This is a genomic window from Halalkalicoccus paucihalophilus, assembly GCF_001593955.1.
Classification (GTDB): domain Archaea; phylum Halobacteriota; class Halobacteria; order Halobacteriales; family Halalkalicoccaceae; genus Halalkalicoccus; species Halalkalicoccus paucihalophilus.
The window spans coordinates 400,637-419,124 of record NZ_LTAZ01000013.1 but is presented as its reverse complement, the minus strand read 5'-3'; the positions used below and the strand labels follow the sequence as shown (position 1 = coordinate 419,124).

The window sequence follows — 18,488 nt, the reverse complement described above, 5'->3', positions numbered from 1 at the left end:
GGCTTTGATATGCAAGTGATTTTCTCGAACGTCCTCTTTGCGGTGTCGAACGCACAAGCAGCGGTTGCACGTCCGGACGTGCATACGAGAACCCGGTATCTCCGCTGGAATGGTTTTCTCACTCGTGACGCTACGTCGCAGTAGCCGTCCACTAACCCGGTCAAACGTTGCTCCTACGTTCGTGTGCAAGCTATGTGCATACACCGGAACCGTCATCCGTTTGTGTGCAGAACTTGCACAGAGAATGAGCGCGAGTGACAAACCTCGACGGGTCCATTTCTAGTCCCGGAGTATCTCGTCGAACGTCTCGACGCGATCGCGGACCTCTTCGACAAAAACCGGACGGATGTCCTCGTCGAGGCGATCCGCAAGTACATCGACGAAACCACCGACAGCGAGCCGTTCTAGGAACTGGTGGCGACGAAGTACTATAACGACCACCTCGAATTCAAGACTCCAGCGCGACGTAGCCGCCGCCGATCATCACGACGCTCTTGGGGAGAAACCGCTCTCCTCGAGGTCCTCCTGACGAAGCCTAGGAAACCTCAGCCTCTTCCAGATCCGGTTCGTCGAATTCGAGTGCCTCTCTAACGACTTCTGGAAGCGTCGGCCGCGGTGCGTCTTCATGGCGCTGCACCCGCTCGGATTTTTTCGTCTCCTCGTAGACCGCGCGTGCAACCGGGACACCCCGCAGGAAATTATGCTCGTAGAGGATCTCAATCCCACGCTCGGTCGGTCCCCAGAATTTTGACGGGAGATCTCGCGTCGACACGTTGGGTTCGTGCACGTAGACGTTGAGGATTCCTGCCTCTTGGAATGTCTCGAGCTGGTCGAGGATGGCCGCCTCGTTCTTCGGAATCATGTAGTCGAGTTCGGCCAACGACGCGAGGTGTGCTGGGTGACCGAGGATCAACTGCAAGATGAGGTGGCGCGTCTCCTGGGAGAGCAGCTCACGCATCCGCTGCTGCTCTGCGAAGGGTTCCTCGAACCCTTCCGGGGCCGTGTCGCTCATACTGTAGAGTAGTGGGCTCGACTGCATAACGGTTTGGGTCGAATAAGTCAATAGAATCGCCGAAACACTGAGTCAGTTAGAAACGCCTTTGACTCAGCCAGTACTGTCCTCACTTGTGAGTGCTCCATCCGTGCCCCCAAACTCGGGCGAGATGATGAAGGCTGTGCAGCAGGCCTTACGCGGGCTCGACGTCGGGTCGACGGAGGCTGTGCAAATCCTCTCGTGGGCAAACAGTGAGACACCAGCAATCTACGACCGGGATCAAACCGCGTATCTCGTCCTCGGGAGCTACCGTGATCCGTATCTCCGACGCGTACGGGCAATCAGTGATCGGCTGAACCGCCGATACGGAACATATGCCTTCCTCATTGGAGACCTCTCAGACATCGACCTCCCCCGACTCCCGGAGTTCCGCGTGAAGTTTCATATCACGGCGACACTCTGTGATTACGTGGCTGCTGTGTTCGAGCAAGATGCGGGCGGTGAGATCAATGAACTCGGCAAACTGGGCGAAACCGAGTACTTCGAAAAGGCGTACGCCTTACCGCGCGCATACCAGTGGGAAACCGAGGACCACCTCACCGACAAACGTGATGTAATCGCTGCTGCTGCGCAGATCAGCGCTGCCACCGGTATCGATAATGAGACGAAGACTGCAGAACTCGAGGCCCTCGTCGAACGAGCGGACGACGCTGGGATCGACATATCGGTCGATGCGGTGAGGACCACGCTTGAAGAGCACGATATCGAGGTTCCGACGTACAGTTGGGTGCATCTGAATGACTTCCGTCTCTTCGAACTCCACGGACGATGTTATTCCTGGACGACTGAGGAAGAGTTACTCGACGCTACAGATGATCTTCCAGGCTCACCGAGACCTGGGTGGGAACAACGGTAAAGCCAGTTTTAATATTAATTCTACTCTTAAGAGTGGGTTTTCCGCTGTTGCTCGGCATCAGCGTGTCCAATCGAGAAGCGTCTTGTCCGAGAGAAAAGCCGTAGTTCCCACAGATTTGAACAAATCCTCATTGAAATGGCGCCATCCGTTATCCGGACAGAAGGCGCTATTAACCTTAACTCTAAGATTAAACTAGATTGACACCCTTATTTGTTGGGAAGCGGGCTGGCGTCGGTGGGTTGTGGAGGTGGGGACCGGCCTCCCCCTTCGTTCGCTCCTTGAAGTAGGAGCACTTGCCTCGACCCCTTCAGGAGGATCCGAGCGAGTAAAGATTAACCAACAGGTGCAGAATACTGGCGTGTCTGTTGGTTAACCTTGTGGACTTGTTGCTGCCGACTCCAGTATCAATATCTTGCCGTAGGATGGATGTCTTCCGCGTATTCCAGAGAGTCAGATTTCGATAGAGACTCAAATTGTCTTGCAATCGGTGACTTGCTGACTGTACGCATCGACCCTGTAGTGACGTAGAATCCGATGGATTACATTCCAATCGCCAGGATGCGGAGGCTCACCTCTATCGACTTGTTCACCGAGACCACGCGCGTACACAGAGTCACCTCTATCGATTTGTTCAGGGGCGTAGCTATAGGCAGTTCGATCATTGAGGAGAGACATTCCTGAATTGCAGGATAGAATTATGAACGCGGAAAGCCTCGCTGTGGAACGGATTCTGCATATTACGGTACTGACTTTGGAACCACCCTCTCACCCCTATCGATTTGTTTTCCCGGGAAAGAGCACCACCGGAGCGGTTTAACACCAGTGGAAGTAATGAGAGATACGGTGATCAGGGGTTCTCGCTATATTTTACGCTTTTATAAGACTGTTTTCGACTTTTTCGGGAGACGAGGACGATGAGAACAAATCGATAGGGGAGACTGATTGAACTCAGAAGCAAGTCTAAGGATTTATACTGGGGGTGTAGAGGCTGACCATATCCACGTTATAGGAATCTGTTTAAGTCAAGAAACGAAGCCAAATCGAGCGACTTCAATTGATTAGAACAAATCGATAGGGGTGTGTCTACTCTAGCTAGTCTAGTACTAGAACTAGAAGAAAGAAGAATAGATAGAGAGGACAACAGCTTATCTAACGAAAATTCGGCTTAGAGGTGGCGACAGTGTGATCGCCATCGAATGACCTCTACCCTTCCTTTCTGGGTAGAACAAATCGATAGGGGTGAGAGGGTGTTATTCATTTCTCGCGATGTCGTCCAAAGAAAGCCTCTCTAACAAATCGTCGGAGGTCTACGAGCAGAACGCTATAACTCTTTGATTCTATACTGATGAGCCTCATAGCGGTAGAAAAGAAATCGACAGGGGGAAACTTTTAGTATCCTGATAGAGTGGGGTGGGGTATGCCCACGGATCCTGGTCCCAAGGAAACACCCGAGTCCACGGGTTCTATTAAAGATCTCATCCTCGAGCAGGAAGAAGCCGCGAGTCTCATCAAGAACCGTTCTCTTCTCGAACCGAACGAGATCGTCGATGAGGAACGTATCGTCGGTCGCGACTCCCAGCTCACCGACATTACCCAGCATCTTCGAGTCGCGATTAGTAATGAACGCCCTCCAAACCTCTTCCTCTACGGGCCGTCAGGGACTGGGAAATCGCTCATTATCAACGCCGTCTGTTCGAACATCCTCGAACTCTGCGAAAGTCGTGACATCAGATTCGGCGTAATCCAGATGAACTGCCAGAACGTCGGGACTCTCGGCTCAGCCGTTTACGAGCTAGCCCGAAAAGTCGCGAACGACGCCGGAGCGACCGTTGAGGTCCCAGAACACGGTATCCCGAACAAGAAGAAATGGCGAGAACTCTATCGTCTGATCAACGAGCACTACGACACAGTCGTCTTCATCCTTGACGAACTCGATATGCTCGTCGGTCGCCGAGATATGGACGAGCCGGCCTTCTCGCGTCTTTTGTACCAGCTATCTCGTGCTGGGAGCACGGACGAGATCACTGCCCAGGTTTCGGTGACCGCCATCACCAACGACACGAAGATGATGGAAAACGTTGGCAGTCGAGCACTTAGCTCGTTTACACCCGAGGACGTCCACTTCAGCGACTACGACGCCAACCAGCTCCGGGCAATCCTTCGAGCTCGGAAGGACGCCTTCCACGAAGGGGCTCTCAGTAATGATGTGATACCTCTAGCAGCAGCGTTCGCTGCACAAACGAACGGGGACGCACGGAAGGCGATCGACCTTATGCGAACAGCAGGGTCAATCGCTGAGAAAGCCAATGCGGACCAGGTTCGCGAAGAGCACATTCGAGAAGCCCAAGATAAAGTCGAGAAGAACCGCGTACTCGAAGTGACTCGTGGGATTAGCACCCAGAAGAAGCTCTGTCTCTTTGCGACTGCTGCCGTTGCTCGGGAAACCGGGACTGGTGCAGCGAAAAGCCCGCTCGGCTATCGTGTGTATCAGTATCTGACGGGGACACTCGATGCAGATCAGTATCACCAGGAGACGTACGTGAACAAGATGAAGGAGCTCACCACGTACTCCTTGGTCGAGACAGAGCGGAAGAGTCAGGGCCCCCACTCGGGAAGCTACCTCGAGTTCACGTTTGGGGAGAATCCGAACACGATTATCGAAACGCTTCGAGAAGATTCACGACTGAAAGACGTCCACGTGGATGAATTACGGACAGTCGTGAGGGCTCAGATCAATCAATGACATCCCCCTCGCGTTGAACGGCGAGGTTTCCTCGCGCTAGGGGTCTCGTTTACCGACCCACGGAGGCAACTTGCGGGTTCGTATGCTCCTCGTTGGGAACTGAGCGTGGTGACTCTGGCCAGTGATGGTCGTCCCATTTGAGGCATACAGGCCGTGCCATCGACCATGATACCATCGTCTGCCGTCTCAGGAACGTCTCCGAGGTCATGAGGTCTGCGTGTCCCTCGAACCTATACGGACACGTCAGCGTGTCATGGTGGCGCGTCGTATCCTCTGTCGAACCGCAGTTCGGACACTCCTGACTCGTCCACGCCTCCGACTGAACCTCGACCGAGATGCCGTACTCCTCGGCGGTGTACATTACCCAGTTCACGAACGCTCGAAACGCCCAGAAATTGTGCGTCTTCGCGTTCGTCTCTGCCGACCAATGAGTGTCGAGTACGTCCGTTAACGCCCCCAACGTATACCGTTGAGACGCCTTCATAGTACAAGCGTTCGATGAGGTCACGGATGAGCGCCTCTTGAGGTGGTCACGTCGCTTAGTGCGCCGATCGTACAGGCGTCGGATTCAGTGACTACTGTATCAACCGTCTTCCAACAGCGATTGGGGTCGGGCGACTTCCCGTGTGGTTTCACGGAACCTGTCGAACAGGTTTCGTCCTTCGTACAGGTATTGCTGGCCAGTTGTGGTTGTGCAGGCGACGAGGTTGTTCGCACCGATGTCCAGAGCGGCTTCTTCCGAGGCCAGTGGTTGTGCCAGTCGAGAAGTGTCGATAGTGACTGGCTGGAAAGCCCTGAACGATTGTGCGTGTTCGTCGTAGAACAACTCCAACCGACCCTGTTTGTCGTACTCCTTCCAGTTGGGATCGCCTCGAACTTCGAGCCGAATGCGTTCACGGTGTCCTAGCCCGTACTTGTCTTTCAGGTCTTTGCCGACGAGGATTTCGAGTCGAGAGTATTTGCCCCATTCGACAGAGTACGACGTGTTGCGAATGTACGTGTAAAGTTCACGCCCTTCCTCGGCGTTACCCCAGTACCCGGTCTTGCCATTGGCTTCGCCCTTCTTCTCGAGTGCGAAAAACGACTTCCACGCTTCGCGGTTCTTACACTCAATCTACTGAACCGTGGACGCACCGAGGACGCCGCCGTATCGCCCGCGGTACTCGCTGATATCCTACACGTCTTTGTCTGGGTCAGCGTAGTGCTCGCGACGCTCGTACTGATCTCGTTCCAGAGAGCGGCAGAAGCGTCCAACAGGCGTCGAAGCAACTCCTCGTCCTCGTCGGATTTCGGAATCACCTCGAACGTGTTGGTTCGCTTCATCGGCTACTGGTTGCCTTGAAACACACATAAGTGTGGGATTTGTGTGTTATTATATGATCGAAGTTCGCATTGAGTTTGACGATGAGGCACAATATGAGCGGTTGAAGGAACTGAAAAAGCACCGTGGTTTGACATGGAAGGGGTTGCTCCTGGAAGGCGAGAAGAAAGTCAGGGAGGATACCCCGGAGTAAGCGTTGAGCGTGGGTTGTGAAGGGCAGTGTCGGAATCACGTTCGCCGTGAACGACGGGACTTTCTCCTCGATCCAGATAGCTCGTTCTCGGAACAAATCGATAGGGGTGGGGTGCTGCAGCGGTCTACCTCTCTCGACATCGATAACAAGTCGATAGGGGTGCGTCCTTAGGGTTTGGTGGTCTCTATCACAACAAATCGATAGAGGTGTGTCCTTTCCAAATCCAGAAGTCTGGATGACCGTCGCCTAATGAAAACCTGGTATAAGCAGGCGCCCGCTTCTCATGTTACCATATCTTATGAAATGGATTTCGGAACAACCAGTGGGTGAAATTTGCACTTCAAAGCCCGTAACGCTTGATTTCGATCCTTAGCGTCTCTTCTTGGCCATCTTCTTGCGAGGAGGGAATCCGACACCGTCTATCCTTACGTGAAAGAAGGCGCAAAGCCTCGCCCTTCAGGGCGGGGAGGATGTCAAACCACGTTGAGACACCACATATACTATAGAGAGAAACACACCGGTACGGGGTTTGCTTAGTAGTATGTCGGAAGTACCTCCTCAAGGTCGCACCCCTACACGTCATAGAGAAGATCCGGCTCGGGTAAATTAGTGAGTCGATTGAGGAATAGTTGTTGACTTGCTTATCGCTGTGATTCCCGGAGGATCAGTGGTTCGATAGCGAGCGTCCGTTTAGCCATCGTAAGGACTCGGGAGACGTAGGCTGTAAACAAGAAAAAGGGAATGAGCGTTATTGCAAAAGCAGCTCCAACCACCCACGTGATGTTTTCGACACCAAGCGTGCTCCCCGTTAATGTCGTTGCATCGACGACAGTAACCATAACACCCGCAACTGCAAGTGCTGGAATCGCCGCATACAAAATGAGCTGTGAGAGCGTTATCAGTGCCCACTCGAAATATAGCGTTTTCACATGTTCGCGAGCCGGACCAAACATCGAAAGGGCCACCTTCAATTCATTCAAGAGATCATTCTCTGGTTGGCCGAGATCCTCCTGGTGATCATGGAGGAGACGCTCGACTTGGAAGATCTTCCACCCATAGTTGTAGTCGAGTGCCGCATGCATGACGTCGAATGTTCCGAATTGGGCCCCTTCTAGCTCGTCGCGCACTACCTCGGAATTACCGATGAGACTGTCGGTGAACTGGTCGACCTCCCACCGAAGTTGATCACTCTCAATATCTCTGAGTCCATCTCGAACCGCCTCAGCACGATCCTGCGAGACATCAATGAGATTGCGAAGAAATGCTGAGGGATCAGCGGGGCTTGGCGCTCCAATCAGCTCTTCGGTGTAGTCACGGAAGTCCATTGAGTCTTCCATTCGGCCGCGTTGTTCGCCAAGTGGACCATTCTCTTGGGAAATGACCAGCTGACCAATCGTTACAACAAGCGTCGTGCCCGTGACAACCACGGTAATCATGGTCGAAAACAGCGTTTCAATCGTGTCTCCCGAGCTAAGTTGAGGAATAAGTGGGGGCGGAAGAACTGTAACCGCAACTACGAATACGAGAAACATCGCGAGGGTCAAGACACCGGTAACAACGAGACGGTTTGCACTGAGCATAATCCAGAGCTTGATGCGGCTTTCACCAGCCCGTTCGCGCATCGTATTGGCCGTCCTAACGTCGACGTCTTTGTCGACGTTCGACTCATCGATTTCAGAACTCATGCTGACTGCTCGTCCTCCAAACGGTCATCGCTGTTTCGAACGGGACGTTCGAAGACGAGATATTTGGTCCCGCCACTCGTGTAGTCGATTGTTTCGACGAGTCGCCACCCATCAGCAGCGAGTTTATTTATCTCGGTTTTTGGGTCCTCGGCTTCTTTCTTGGTATCGCCTCGGGGTGGTCTGAGCGTTTCGTATTCCCAGAATGTGTCGGATTCATCGTGCCGGTGACGACTCATGCACGGATTTACTGCTACCGCTGTCAAAAACCCCCTTCTCTTCCCCGTCTCTATTCTTTTCTCCTCCGTTTGATAACCACGTGAAATTGGACCTAGAGGGTCTGTTCGCCGGTTGCGGTGACGTTCATTGTATCGATAGTGGTTGAGTTGACGCTGTTGCTGGCAACTAGCGTCGAATTCTGGTTCGTAGGTACCCAGACAGAAACTGCGGTCTGACCCGAGTCAACGCTTACTGTGCTATAGGACTGCCCAGACTCATCAATAACCGTTATCGTCGTTACGTTGCTGGCTTCAGGGGTTGATTCGAGAGTCGCATCAGTACGGACGTGTTGCCCACCCCAGGGCTCATTGGTCGAGAATGTGTCGAACACTGGCGATGCATCTGTGTCCGCTGTGACTGATGGACTAAGCGTCAGACAGCCACTGACTGTGAGGATTACGACTAAGAGGAGTGCACTAAGTGTTCGAGCGGTACGGTGTGACATAGAAGCTAATCATTGGCCTCGTGAGAAACAGTTTCGGATTGCATAGCAACTCGGGTCTGCTTCTCAGGTAAAATACAGGTCGATCTGAGAATTCTCTGAGGATTTTACCAGGGCTGATCAGCAATATGTCGGAAGCGCATTTTCGAGAAGGTCGTCAATGATCTCCCAGAGGATCAATGACGGAGTTCCATGTTTGAATGATATACCCCATCGATCCTCCGTCTCAGGTGTCGTGTACTGAAAATGCGTTCGCCCGAGATTGGGGTGGTCTTCGTCTTGATGCCACCCAGCATGGAAGCCTGTGTTTGGATCGCTGTAGTCCACACGAAACCAGTCGTCTGGATTCTGCCGATACCAACTCACAACTAACGTTGGGGGCTCTGGACCCGATACTGGATCGAGACGAGTGGGGTCGAAAACCGCTTTGAGTTGTTTTGCTTCAATGTCATCAGGGATGTATTCGGCAGTCTTGATGTGAGGGACGCGCTCGAGGACGTCACGCTTGAGTTGCTCGTACAAGTGCGCATTCGGATCGCTCCCAGGATGTAGAACTGACATCCGTCAATTGCTGGCCTCTGCGCGCTCGGTCTCAGGGGTTAAGAAGTCCCATTCGCGAACGGCAAACCCAACGATCTGGATTCGGCGCTGGAGATGCTCCCAGTTACGGGCGATCTCACGCCGCTGGGCTTCTTCTTCAGGGGTCAGACCGTCGTCAGCAACGGTTGCCCGCAGCTGGTTCGGGGACTGCGCATCGAATTCGATTTCCCATGCGCGAATTTGGTCTTTCATATCGGTAATACGCTCGGTGAGTTCCTCTGCGGTATGGTTCCCATCCCGCAGGCGCATCGCTTCCTGCATCGCTTGCTGGCGGTAGTCTGGATAGTACGTCGTGTGAGAGCCACTCGTATCCTGTCGAAGGACTCCGTCGTCGACAAGGCGTAGGAGGACACGCTTAGTTGGTTCGTGTGACCACTCAGCTTCCGTTGCAATCCAGTTTGCTGTTTGGGGCTCTGATAGCTGCCGAGCAACCATCCGGACGCGGTCTTCGCCGGTCGTGTGGCGCTCTAAGAGCCCGCCGTCAGTGTCGGTCGTGCGGTCAGTCATACCTCTTGTTCGGTCTGAGACTTAATATAGATTGAGGCTATTCATTCTATATCGAACTAGCTCAAGTGGAAGAGGATCAAAGATAGAGAAATTGCTGCCTGCAGTTGAACTGCTGTTTGGTTCCGTTCAAACACCAATATTCAGATATGTTAATCAGTGAGATAACCGTTCCATAGATAATCCTGTCCTTGAGACGCGAGATGGATACAGATGGGAGTCCCATTCTCTAGGGATGTACTCCTTGGTGTCTCGATGGTCATCGCTCGCCGACTGGAGGAGTGGGGCCTGATTGAAGAGGTCGGCCGTGTCAATGAGTCCGGCGGAATCCCTGAGCGAGTGTTCGGTCTCACTGATGCCGGCCGCGAGTTCGTCGAGAAATATCTCACCGAGGAGCGAGAGCGACCTAATAGCTACGAGATGCGTATCGAGCGACTCAAGGACGAAGTCGACGACCTACAAACGACCAACGAGCGTCCGAAGGTAAAAGTCGATCAGCAATATGAACAACTCAAAGATCTCGAAAATCGGTTTGATACGCTCCTCGATCGGCTTGAAGAGCAGTTGTTCTAATCAAGATTATTGGTTGACTGGGCCGAGGTAGCGCCAGTGGTATGCTCGTTCTCCACTATCCGGGTCAAAGGCATGTGTGACGTGGTATGCAGTCTGTGTTTCGGACATGGTTTGCTCTACGATTACGAGTGTATAGTTGTCTCGCTCTTCTTGGGAGATGATTGTTTCATTGTGGTGGCGTGGTGCGATTTCCGTGGTGGGACTGTGCCGGTCTTTGAGACGTTGCTGTGCGGACCGAATGATTGCCTCGAGCTGCTGATCGCTGCACTGCTCCAGCTCGTTCACGATGATTTTCGGTAAGTTACCATCCTGGTTTGAAGCCATCATTTCTGTCAACACCCGCCACATAGTAAATACTGTCCTGCCTTTGAACGAGATGGTTCTCTCCCACACCTCATAGGCAGAACAGCAGTGTCAGAGGAGCGAAAAACGGTGGCTCTCCCGCTCTCCCTCTCTTTTCAAATTCTGAATACTCAACCTGCTCCGAACGTTCGGATGTCCACCTCCAGTGAACAGACACTGGCCTTCGATATTACTTCAGTTGTGCCTTGTGCAACCGTAGTCTGATAGACGATTGTTGCACAAGGTAAAGACTTCCCTGTAGTGAGTGCTACTGGCTTGATTACGGATACTACCCTTCTCAGATAGAGCTGCGATTTTCTTTGGCTTTGAGCCTTCTGTCGAATCGACTCTCTGAGTAACGCGATATTAGAAATACAGATAGACGGTGTCTTCGTTAGTAGAACGATTCGCTGACTAATGCAACACCATATTCAGCTGTTGTTGACTGTTCGGCAACGACCTCACCGTCTTGGAGAATTTGAGTTGTGAGTTCATTACTTGAGTCGTCCTGCTTTTGAGCATTTGCTGATATGACCATTGGGTCTCCGTCAATCTCAAGTTCCTCAGTGCCACTGCCATCAACGGACCGCGACGATCCCTCGCTGCCAACCGCACCAGACCACTCACCGTCGTAATCCACACGGATACTAAACGATCCGTCTGTGCTCTCTGCTTGGTCCGACTCCTGGGTTGCCTCCTGTTGTTCGTCTTCTTGGTTTGTTTCTGAGTTATCTGTCTCTTGGCTCGTATCCTGTTCTTCGGCTTCTTCAGCACTGTCCGTCTCTTGACTAGTATCCTGCTCGTTGGCCTCTTCTTCAGCCTCTTCCTCGAGAAGCTGGGAAAGGATGAGGTCGAGCAAACCAAGCGTCGCGGGAAGAAACTCATCGTGGTTAACGAAGAGGCGGCCGACCGGTATCACGATCGTTGTGATCGGACAAACGAACAAGCCCCTGCAGAGAGCGTGATGTCCTAACAACGGACCAAGAGGAAGGCGCAGAGCTCACGACAACTACCCCGGGTACGCCCTCCTCTCCTAGTCACAACTCCGAGCAGCCTCCTCCCGTTATAGTAGTAGTAAAGGGAATAGAAACGGGTTCGTCGATTCTACTTTCGGAACCATATCACACTACGGTGAGATTAGTCAGACAATGCCTTCTGTAATGCAAGAGTCACTGGTCTATTGCCGGGACTGATTGTCGGGAGCCCACATCAAAGTCCTACCCTCAACGAGCGATCCACATATATCTGCGAGATACAAAGATATATTGAGTGCAGTCGCTTACAGTGGGGTATGACTGAGTTCGGTCCAGCTCCAGATTCTGGCACTCCCCAACGGCGGTGGCAGGAGGGAACAGACACATTTAGTCGAGTGTACGATGTTGCCCTTGGAATTACAGCACCGACTGCATACACAGAGATTGCAGAGCTTGCGGACTGCTCGCCAAACACCGCTAAAAAGCACCTTGAGCGGTTAGCGGAGATGGGGATCGTTCGAGCGGATCGAGACAGTCGTCCGGCCCAGTATGAACGAAACGAAGGCTATCTCGAATGGCAAGACGCTAGCCGAATAGCGACTGAGCTCTCTATCGAGGAGATCATCGACCGCGTGGAGACCCTTGAAACGCAACGAGCGGACTACGAAACACAGTTCGGGGCTACAGATCCCACGACAATCTCCGTGTTCGATCACGATGACCACGGGACAATCCACGAACGGATGGTTGCAATCAGCGACTGGCAGGGTGTACTTCGGGATATTCGATTATACGAACTCGCCCGACAGCTCTCCCAGAACGACGGGCATCTGATTCCGGCCTGAATGGCTCCACCACCAGGAGACTCATGGCCTGACTCAACAGGACCACCGGACCGCCAGACGTTACGACTCTTGGAACGTCATCTCACGTCGGATGCACTCGTCACCGGGACGAAATTCGAGCCAGATCCCTACGAACCACGGCAGCTTCAGGTCTCTCTCGATAGTGAGCGCTATTCGGAATCGATACCGATTGTCCGGTTAGATATTCGGTGGTTCACGACGGGGGATTTTTCGATCCATTACATCGAAGACCATACGGATGGAACCCAGTGGGAATGTCGCTGGGACCGTCATCCCAATCCACATACTACTCGACTACATTTCCATCAACCACCGACTACAGACGAGATTACTGAGCTTTCTTTTGGGTCGCTCCATCCCCTTGAAGTATACTCGACAGTGCTTGGTGCGATAGAACAGCGCATAGAGAGTCTCTGGTCGAACCAATAATACGCAGACGGAATCCACCCGCTTTTGGGCTTAGACGATACTACACTTGAACATGGACTACGTCACCATCAACGGTACCGAAATCCCGGCACTCGGATTTGGAACGGCTCGAATGGACGATTATGACGAACAGTACCGTGCCATTTCCGCGGCCGTGGAGACCGGCTATCGACATATCGATACCGCGCAGATGTACGACAGTGAAGAGGCGGTCGGCGATGCCATCGCAGAGACCGATATTGACCGGGAGGAATTCTTTGTCACCACCAAACTTGCACCCGGAAATCGCGATGCTGAGGCCGTCCACGAGTCCACAGCGAAGAGCCTCGAGCGACTGGGGATGGAGTACGTCGATCTGCTGTTGATCCATTCGCCCAACGATGAGATTGACCACCAGGAGACAATCGAAGCGATGAACGATCTCCAAGAGGAGGGCAGTGTCCGACATATCGGCGTCAGCAACTTCTCAGTCCAGCAAACTGCCGAGGCGATGGAGTACTCGGAAACGCCGATCGTGACAAACCAGGTCAAGTACCACCCCTACAAATCGCAGGCTGATCTCTTGGCATTCTGTATTGACGAGAACGTGATGCTGACCGCCTACAGCCCGCTTGCCGTTGGGGATATCAGCGACGACGAAATACTGCGAGAAATTGGGGAGCGGTACAACAAGAGCGCGGCGCAGGTCACACTCCGATGGCTGCTTGAACAGCCGATGGTATCGACGATCCCGATGTCGTCTTCGGCTGAGCATATTCGGGAGAACTTCGACGTATTTGACTTCGAACTCGACGACGAGGACGTCCGTGCCGTATTCGATCTTCAAGACGAACTTCCAGCCGACCTTGCCGACCGGCTTGGCTTCTAGCGGTTCGGTGATCGATCGCGAACGTTTCTAGGCACCTGCTGATCTCGTGCTTGAAGACAATCACATCTAGTCGATCACCTTATTGGGGAAACACGTCAATTTCAACGGATCGAACTCAAGAGCGTTCAATCAGCGCCGGTATCCGCTTCGTCGGCGTCCCAAGAGGACAGGACGCGGTCGTACTCGTGAAACTGCTCTCCCGAATGTTCGGTCACAACTGCGTACATATTCGCCGTCGGAATTGCCCACTGCTCGGGAGCAGTCTCGAAGGCCGCCCGAACGAACGCCCGTTGCTGTTGAACTCTCGTCTCTTCCGGATGTCGGCGTTGAGCATCACTGCATCAGCATCAGGCCCAAGCCATCCAAGTGAGATTTGAGGAGAAAACTATCGTTCAGTGGGATTATTTGGTCGGTGCCAGCTCACAGTCCACAGGTAGCGAGAGTCGGCTCTGATATCTCAGGCTGCTCCCACAAACTGGGTAGTGAGCCGTGACTGATTCGCGGTGCCGTCCAGCGAAATCTCGGTAAATTCCATGGCACCACTGATCTGATTCCCGTCCCGGAACTGGATGTCCAAACGGCCATCGGTCATTTCGTGAACCGCCTCGGGGTCAAGCCCCGAGGCACTCGCCTTGCTTATCTGTAGAACTCCATTGCCCCGATCTCTGGCGCCCCTTTTGGATTCCCAGAGACCAATGCAATGTCCCGTAGATTGCCTGGCGTCATCTCAAGCGATGGTGAAGGATCGCCTGTCTGCTCGCATCGGTCTCGCCGCTTACGAGGATATCATGGCCCCGCGGAGTATCGACCCGAGACGCAGTCGACAGTCGCGCCCTCGATCGGATCGCCGTCAATATCGACGACCGAGACGGTTACTTCGGTTTCCTCGGGGAACTCAGGGTAGAGTCCCGCGAGCATAACGCTCGTATCCTCGCCGTTAATCGTAACGTTCTGCTGGTCAGTCATACCGTTTACATCCTCACCAGAGACGACGTAGCGCCGTCTGAGAGGGAGAACGTAACGGAACCGTCCTCGACCGTCTTCGTCTCCTGTTCCTGCTTTTGTCCTTGTCCTTCGGCAGTGAGTTCGACTGTCATGCCATCGTCGTCGGGGATCGTGATATCGGAGATCGTGGTCGACTCGTACCCATCGGCCTCGACGAGGACTTCATGGCACACACTCGGCGAGATCACACTCGTCTCGATCACGCCATCGGCGTTCGACTCGCCCGTGATGTAGGCGTCTCCGCTCGAGTAGTAACCAGTTGCAGACACCGCTGATCTCCACACCCTCGATCCCCTCGCCAGTATCAGCGTCGACGACGTTCACCGTGAACTCGTCGTACCCGCTCTGGGGTTCAATCTCTGTGAACCCAGGGATGTCGAGCGGCATGTGGATTGAAGCGTGATCTTCGGCCTCAACAGTATATCTTCCCACAGGAAGGTCGAACATTGCCGAACCGTTAGTAGCGTTCTTGGTCCATTCTTCGCGCGTGTCACGGTCCCAGACGGTGACCGGGACGTCTTCTTGGGTGTAGACCGTGAACTCGTGCGTCTCGGGCTCAGGCTCGGGCTCCTGTTCAGCGCCGATAACGAATCGCTCAGTCTGTGCCGATTGGTTCACCTGGACGCCGCGCGTTTCGTCACGGACGGTGATCTCGTACCTACATACAGCGGTCTATTACTAGCGGGTCCGTTTCAGTTTCGTCGTGTTTCGTATGGGATTCCACGGGAAACGGCTGGTTCACCCGTCACAACACTGTGACCGCTGAGCGACAGTCTCGAGTCAGGAGAACGAAACGGAGCGGCTTGTCCTCTCCCAGATGAGGAGGGATCTATTTCGATACTCTCGCCACCCAGCCTGAGGCAACAGACAACGAGACGGACGCGGACTCAGTCAAGACGTCTCTCCGAGTGTCCTAATACCGACCCAACATAAACGAGAATAGTCTGTAAGAGCGAACCACGTAAGCAAGGCCATATTAGTAACAACCATGAACAACCCGAGTATAATATAGTAGTAGTGTAGGTAGTAGAAACGGTTTGAGCCGTTCTGGCGTCGCGAGCATATCACACCACGGTGTGATCAGTCAGATACTGCCTTGTGCACCGTCAAGCCCTTCTCGACAAGATGTAATGCACAAGGGCCCGATTTTTGAAACACTCCCAGCACACAACACACCCGCCTGATAGTCGATCCCACAATCATGGTTCAGTTGATTCGCAAGAGTGTTCGTACTGTCTATTGTCACAAATTCTTGACCGACTGAAATCGGCGTGACTAACTTAGAGGGTGGGTTCAGCACGAGTATCCTATCCACTTCAATAAGCGTTAATTGCATCCTATTTAACAGGAAAGCGATATGAGTACGAAGATCCGTACCGCTGAAGACTATTTGGGGGTATTACCGATGGTCCCACGCTTTGCAACCCAAAAAATTTCTTTAAGCCTCTCCGAGAACCTACAAGGACATGATGTCGCACCCGGACTCGCTCGGAAGACACGAGCGGGGCCCTGTCTCCCAACCTGGACCTGTGGAAATCGTTTCCGAGGGGATCTTCTATCCATGAATCCGCGTTACGTCGACGCTGTCGTCGATCTTGCATATGGGGTGGTGCTCTTTAGCGCCATCGCGCTGATCGTCATGAGGGGAACCGAGACCGGTCTCGCCTTCGGGTTCGGAGTGCTGGTTTCCTACGCGATTCACGTCGTCTGGAAGATGGCACGCTTCGATCCCGACTGGATGACCCGAACCGTGGAGGAGACCGTCGAACAAACGGTGGGGAAAACCGTCGAAGAAGCGGTCGAACAAGACGTCGAGGAGCAGGTCGGCACGGTCCAGGAACAGATCAAGACCATCGAGCAGCGCGTCGAGCGTCGCCCACGGGAAGACGAGGTTGAGGAGCTGATCGAAGAGACCGTCGAAAACGACGCGCAAGGCCGGTCGGATAGTTGATCAGGTTTCCCCGGATACCGGGTCGCATCACGGTAGTGAGACGAGTTTCGAGTTGCCCGATTTGAGCATAGCTGGCATTTGGGTAAGAGTCGTGGATTCGGTCGCAGTCGCCTCCTTCTGGGTGAGTGTTACTGGGCTCATTGTGACTACCTGAATCGATACTGTTCACGTATAGCTTCATCGTCCGTGACGTTCGGGATTACGCTGAGAAAGCGCCTGCTGGGCTTGTATTGAACAGTCGGACGATTACGAAGGTTCTTACCGCGTCTGAAGGATCGAAGCCCCACACCCAAACTGTGGCCCGTGTCATGGACTTCCTTGACAAACTCGGGATAGACGAGGTCGAGCAAACGAAACGACGTGGCAAGAAGCTCGTTGTGGTTGCCGAGGAAGCGGCCGACCGCTATCACGATCGTTGTGATTGGGATATGAAGCAAGCCCTCGCAGGAAGCATGATGGCCTAACAACGGGACAACACAATACGGAGCATAGTCTGCGAGAGCGAACCACGAATGCAGAGCCGTACTAGTGACAACGCCGAACAAACCGAGTATAATATAGTAGTAGTGTAGGTAGTAGAAACGGTTTTACTGGTTCTACCTTCGGAACTATATCACACCACGGTGTGATTAGTCAGACAGTACCCGACGAACCGTTCCAGCAAAGTGCAGGAGCGACAAACCACGCTCTCTGTTCCCCCTAACATGGCTCTTCCAGAGGGACAGCAGGGCACCAGTATTTTATATGGCCGAAGAGTGTAGACTGTACTATGCGAACCGTGGAAACAGCCACTCTTCCCGAGTCGCTGGATATCGAGGCTCTCCAAGCGGTTCTTCGAGACCACCCTGTTCAGATTGCACTCCTCTTTGGGTCTCACGCCACGGACACCGCTCATGACGCAAGCGATATTGACATCGCGGTCGTTTTTGAGTCCCAGCGTCCGTCTGATCCTGCATACAACGAGACGTTTTTCGGACTGAGTGCTGATCTCAGTGAGACACTGCAGACGGATGCTGTCGATCTCGTCGATCTTCGCACGCTCCCACCGACAGTAGCGGCGTCCGTCTTCGAACATGGACTACTCCTGATCGGAAAACAAGATCGCGCCGCTGAGCTCCGCGAGCAACTGACAACTCCTCAAATCGAGCCTACCCAATCACCACGACAACGTCTTGATGAGGCTCTCACCAAGATCGAGACACATCTCACACCGACGGAAAACGATACTGAGGCGGGTGTCCCAGCGAGCGGGCCACAACCAGACGACACCTGACGAATGACAGCCGACGAGTTTCCAACAGAGAGCCTCAATCGAATCCTCGTCGCTGTCGAGACCATTGAGGGAAAGTCTCGGAGTCCTTGCTCGTAAGCAACAGATTAGCCGTGAAGACTTCAAAGCCGATTCTGATACACGTGATATCGTCGAACGCCGGTTCATAAAACTCACCGAGGCATCGATCGATATTGGAGAGGAACTCGTCAAATACGAACGTAGTGAGCCACCAGCAAGCAATCCAGCATCGATGCGAGCACTCGGGGAACTAGACGTTCACCCCCGCCGGCGAGGGGTCCGAGGCGGCGGTCCTCGAATCCGAGGTCATCTTCGAGGAAGGTCGCTATACGGTTGCCGCCGTTGGCGAGGTCTGTGCGGGAAGCGACGAACCACTACGGATCGTCACCTTCGAGGACGATACGACATCTACGTCGCCGGGACACGCTCGTGTCCGGGGTATTCATGCATCGGTCGACGCTCCACGAGTCGACTTTACCGTTCGAGAGAGTGAAGAGACCGTCTTTGAAAACCTC

20 protein-coding genes and 3 pseudogenes are annotated in these 18,488 nt (G+C 53.5%); 12 read left to right on the top strand and 11 right to left on the bottom strand.

The window, feature by feature from the left end; translation table 11 throughout:
- Positions 1 to 279: 279 nt before the first annotated feature.
- Positions 280 to 441, bottom strand: a complete 162-nt coding sequence (locus HAPAU_RS21880) for a hypothetical protein (protein WP_169802671.1) — start codon at positions 439 to 441, stop codon at positions 280 to 282.
- Positions 442 to 535: 94 nt separating this feature from the next.
- Positions 536 to 1,012: a hypothetical protein gene (locus HAPAU_RS17155; protein ID WP_066385166.1), complete on the bottom strand. Its 477-nt coding sequence runs from the start codon at positions 1,010 to 1,012 to the stop codon at positions 536 to 538.
- Between the two features lie 115 nt (positions 1,013 to 1,127).
- Between HAPAU_RS17155 and HAPAU_RS17150 the strand changes: the two genes are divergently transcribed.
- Both HAPAU_RS17150 and HAPAU_RS17145 read left to right on the top strand, forming a co-directional pair.
- Positions 1,128 to 1,910: a hypothetical protein gene (locus HAPAU_RS17150; protein ID WP_211263617.1), complete on the top strand. Its 783-nt coding sequence runs from the start codon at positions 1,128 to 1,130 to the stop codon at positions 1,908 to 1,910.
- A 1,417-nt stretch (positions 1,911 to 3,327) separates the two neighbouring features.
- Positions 3,328 to 4,653, top strand: coding sequence for an orc1/cdc6 family replication initiation protein (locus HAPAU_RS17145; RefSeq protein ID WP_066385236.1), 1,326 nt, complete (start codon positions 3,328 to 3,330; stop codon positions 4,651 to 4,653).
- 49 nt (positions 4,654 to 4,702) lie between these two features.
- On the opposite strand, the pseudogene HAPAU_RS17140 reads toward HAPAU_RS17145, so the two are convergent.
- A pseudogene (locus HAPAU_RS17140) lies at positions 4,703 to 5,976 on the bottom strand (RNA-guided endonuclease InsQ/TnpB family protein).
- A gap of 53 nt (positions 5,977 to 6,029) precedes the next feature.
- Here HAPAU_RS17140 and HAPAU_RS21875 point away from each other — a divergent pair.
- Positions 6,030 to 6,167, top strand: a complete 138-nt coding sequence (locus HAPAU_RS21875; RefSeq protein ID WP_169802682.1) for a hypothetical protein — start codon at positions 6,030 to 6,032, stop codon at positions 6,165 to 6,167.
- A gap of 641 nt (positions 6,168 to 6,808) precedes the next feature.
- Here the strand turns inward: HAPAU_RS21875 and HAPAU_RS17135 are convergent.
- From HAPAU_RS17135 to HAPAU_RS17130, 4 genes are all read right to left on the bottom strand, one after another.
- Positions 6,809 to 7,852: a hypothetical protein gene (locus tag HAPAU_RS17135; protein ID WP_066385164.1), complete on the bottom strand. Its 1,044-nt coding sequence runs from the start codon at positions 7,850 to 7,852 to the stop codon at positions 6,809 to 6,811.
- Positions 7,849 to 8,088, bottom strand: coding sequence for a DUF4177 domain-containing protein (locus HAPAU_RS20385; protein ID WP_066385870.1), 240 nt, complete (start codon positions 8,086 to 8,088; stop codon positions 7,849 to 7,851). Before HAPAU_RS20385 ends, HAPAU_RS17135 begins: the two co-directional genes overlap by 4 nt.
- 602 nt (positions 8,089 to 8,690) lie before the next feature.
- Positions 8,691 to 9,131, bottom strand: coding sequence for a hypothetical protein (locus HAPAU_RS20375; RefSeq protein ID WP_084383854.1), 441 nt, complete (start codon positions 9,129 to 9,131; stop codon positions 8,691 to 8,693).
- Positions 9,132 to 9,134: 3 nt separating this feature from the next.
- Positions 9,135 to 9,677 carry a DUF7342 family protein gene (locus HAPAU_RS17130; protein WP_066385162.1) on the bottom strand — a complete coding sequence of 181 codons (543 nt, stop codon included), beginning with the start codon at positions 9,675 to 9,677 and terminating at the stop codon, positions 9,135 to 9,137.
- A gap of 252 nt (positions 9,678 to 9,929) precedes the next feature.
- Here HAPAU_RS17130 and HAPAU_RS17125 point away from each other — a divergent pair, with 252 nt between their 5' ends.
- Positions 9,930 to 10,247, top strand: coding sequence for a hypothetical protein (locus HAPAU_RS17125; RefSeq protein WP_157078531.1), 318 nt, complete (start codon positions 9,930 to 9,932; stop codon positions 10,245 to 10,247).
- A gap of 736 nt (positions 10,248 to 10,983) precedes the next feature.
- Here HAPAU_RS17125 and HAPAU_RS21215 read toward each other — a convergent pair.
- Positions 10,984 to 11,508 (bottom strand): hypothetical protein, encoded by a 525-nt coding sequence (locus tag HAPAU_RS21215; RefSeq protein ID WP_066385157.1) that lies wholly within the window; start codon positions 11,506 to 11,508, stop codon positions 10,984 to 10,986.
- 372 nt (positions 11,509 to 11,880) lie between these two features.
- On the opposite strand from HAPAU_RS21215, the gene HAPAU_RS17110 reads away from it, so the two are divergent.
- Genes HAPAU_RS17110 through HAPAU_RS17105 form a run of 3 tightly spaced genes read left to right on the top strand, consistent with a single transcriptional unit; the run spans position 11,881 to position 13,726 of the window.
- On the top strand, positions 11,881 to 12,408 hold the full coding sequence (locus HAPAU_RS17110) for a winged helix-turn-helix domain-containing protein (RefSeq protein ID WP_066385156.1): 528 nt from the start codon (positions 11,881 to 11,883) through the stop codon (positions 12,406 to 12,408).
- On the top strand, positions 12,409 to 12,858 hold the full coding sequence (locus HAPAU_RS23100; protein ID WP_084383852.1) for a hypothetical protein: 450 nt from the start codon (positions 12,409 to 12,411) through the stop codon (positions 12,856 to 12,858).
- A gap of 52 nt (positions 12,859 to 12,910) precedes the next feature.
- Entirely contained in the window at positions 12,911 to 13,726 is an 816-nt protein-coding gene (locus HAPAU_RS17105) for an aldo/keto reductase (protein WP_066385154.1), read from the top strand.
- A gap of 786 nt (positions 13,727 to 14,512) precedes the next feature.
- Here the strand turns inward: HAPAU_RS17105 and HAPAU_RS17100 are convergent.
- The 3 genes from HAPAU_RS17100 to HAPAU_RS17095 are packed head-to-tail and all read right to left on the bottom strand — an operon-like array spanning position 14,513 to position 15,349.
- On the bottom strand, positions 14,513 to 14,692 hold the full coding sequence (locus tag HAPAU_RS17100; RefSeq protein ID WP_066385153.1) for a hypothetical protein: 180 nt from the start codon (positions 14,690 to 14,692) through the stop codon (positions 14,513 to 14,515).
- Positions 14,693 to 14,697: 5 nt separating this feature from the next.
- A complete protein-coding gene (locus tag HAPAU_RS22520; protein ID WP_245634205.1) occupies positions 14,698 to 14,904 on the bottom strand; it encodes a hypothetical protein in 207 nt (68 codons plus the stop codon).
- Complete coding sequence (locus HAPAU_RS17095) at positions 14,894 to 15,349, bottom strand: hypothetical protein (protein WP_245634204.1); 456 nt, start codon at positions 15,347 to 15,349, stop codon at positions 14,894 to 14,896. Before HAPAU_RS17095 ends, HAPAU_RS22520 begins: the two co-directional genes overlap by 11 nt.
- Positions 15,350 to 16,292: 943 nt before the next feature.
- On the opposite strand from HAPAU_RS17095, the gene HAPAU_RS17090 reads away from it, so the two are divergent.
- The 5 genes and pseudogenes from HAPAU_RS17090 to HAPAU_RS23090 form a co-directional block, all read left to right on the top strand.
- On the top strand, positions 16,293 to 16,682 hold the full coding sequence (locus tag HAPAU_RS17090) for a hypothetical protein (protein ID WP_066385151.1): 390 nt from the start codon (positions 16,293 to 16,295) through the stop codon (positions 16,680 to 16,682).
- A gap of 308 nt (positions 16,683 to 16,990) precedes the next feature.
- The gene (locus tag HAPAU_RS22515; RefSeq protein WP_245634203.1) at positions 16,991 to 17,146 is read left to right on the top strand and encodes a hypothetical protein; all 156 of its coding nucleotides are present in this window, start codon (positions 16,991 to 16,993) and stop codon (positions 17,144 to 17,146) included.
- Positions 17,147 to 17,451: 305 nt separating this feature from the next.
- Positions 17,452 to 17,955, top strand: a complete 504-nt coding sequence (gene mntA, locus HAPAU_RS17080; protein WP_066385147.1) for a type VII toxin-antitoxin system MntA family adenylyltransferase antitoxin — start codon at positions 17,452 to 17,454, stop codon at positions 17,953 to 17,955.
- A 64-nt stretch (positions 17,956 to 18,019) separates the two neighbouring features.
- Positions 18,020 to 18,184, top strand: a pseudogene (locus HAPAU_RS23095) (HepT-like ribonuclease domain-containing protein); the annotation flags it as partial.
- A gap of 97 nt (positions 18,185 to 18,281) precedes the next feature.
- A pseudogene (locus HAPAU_RS23090) lies at positions 18,282 to 18,437 on the top strand (DUF4397 domain-containing protein); the annotation flags it as partial.
- Positions 18,438 to 18,488 lie beyond the last annotated feature (51 nt).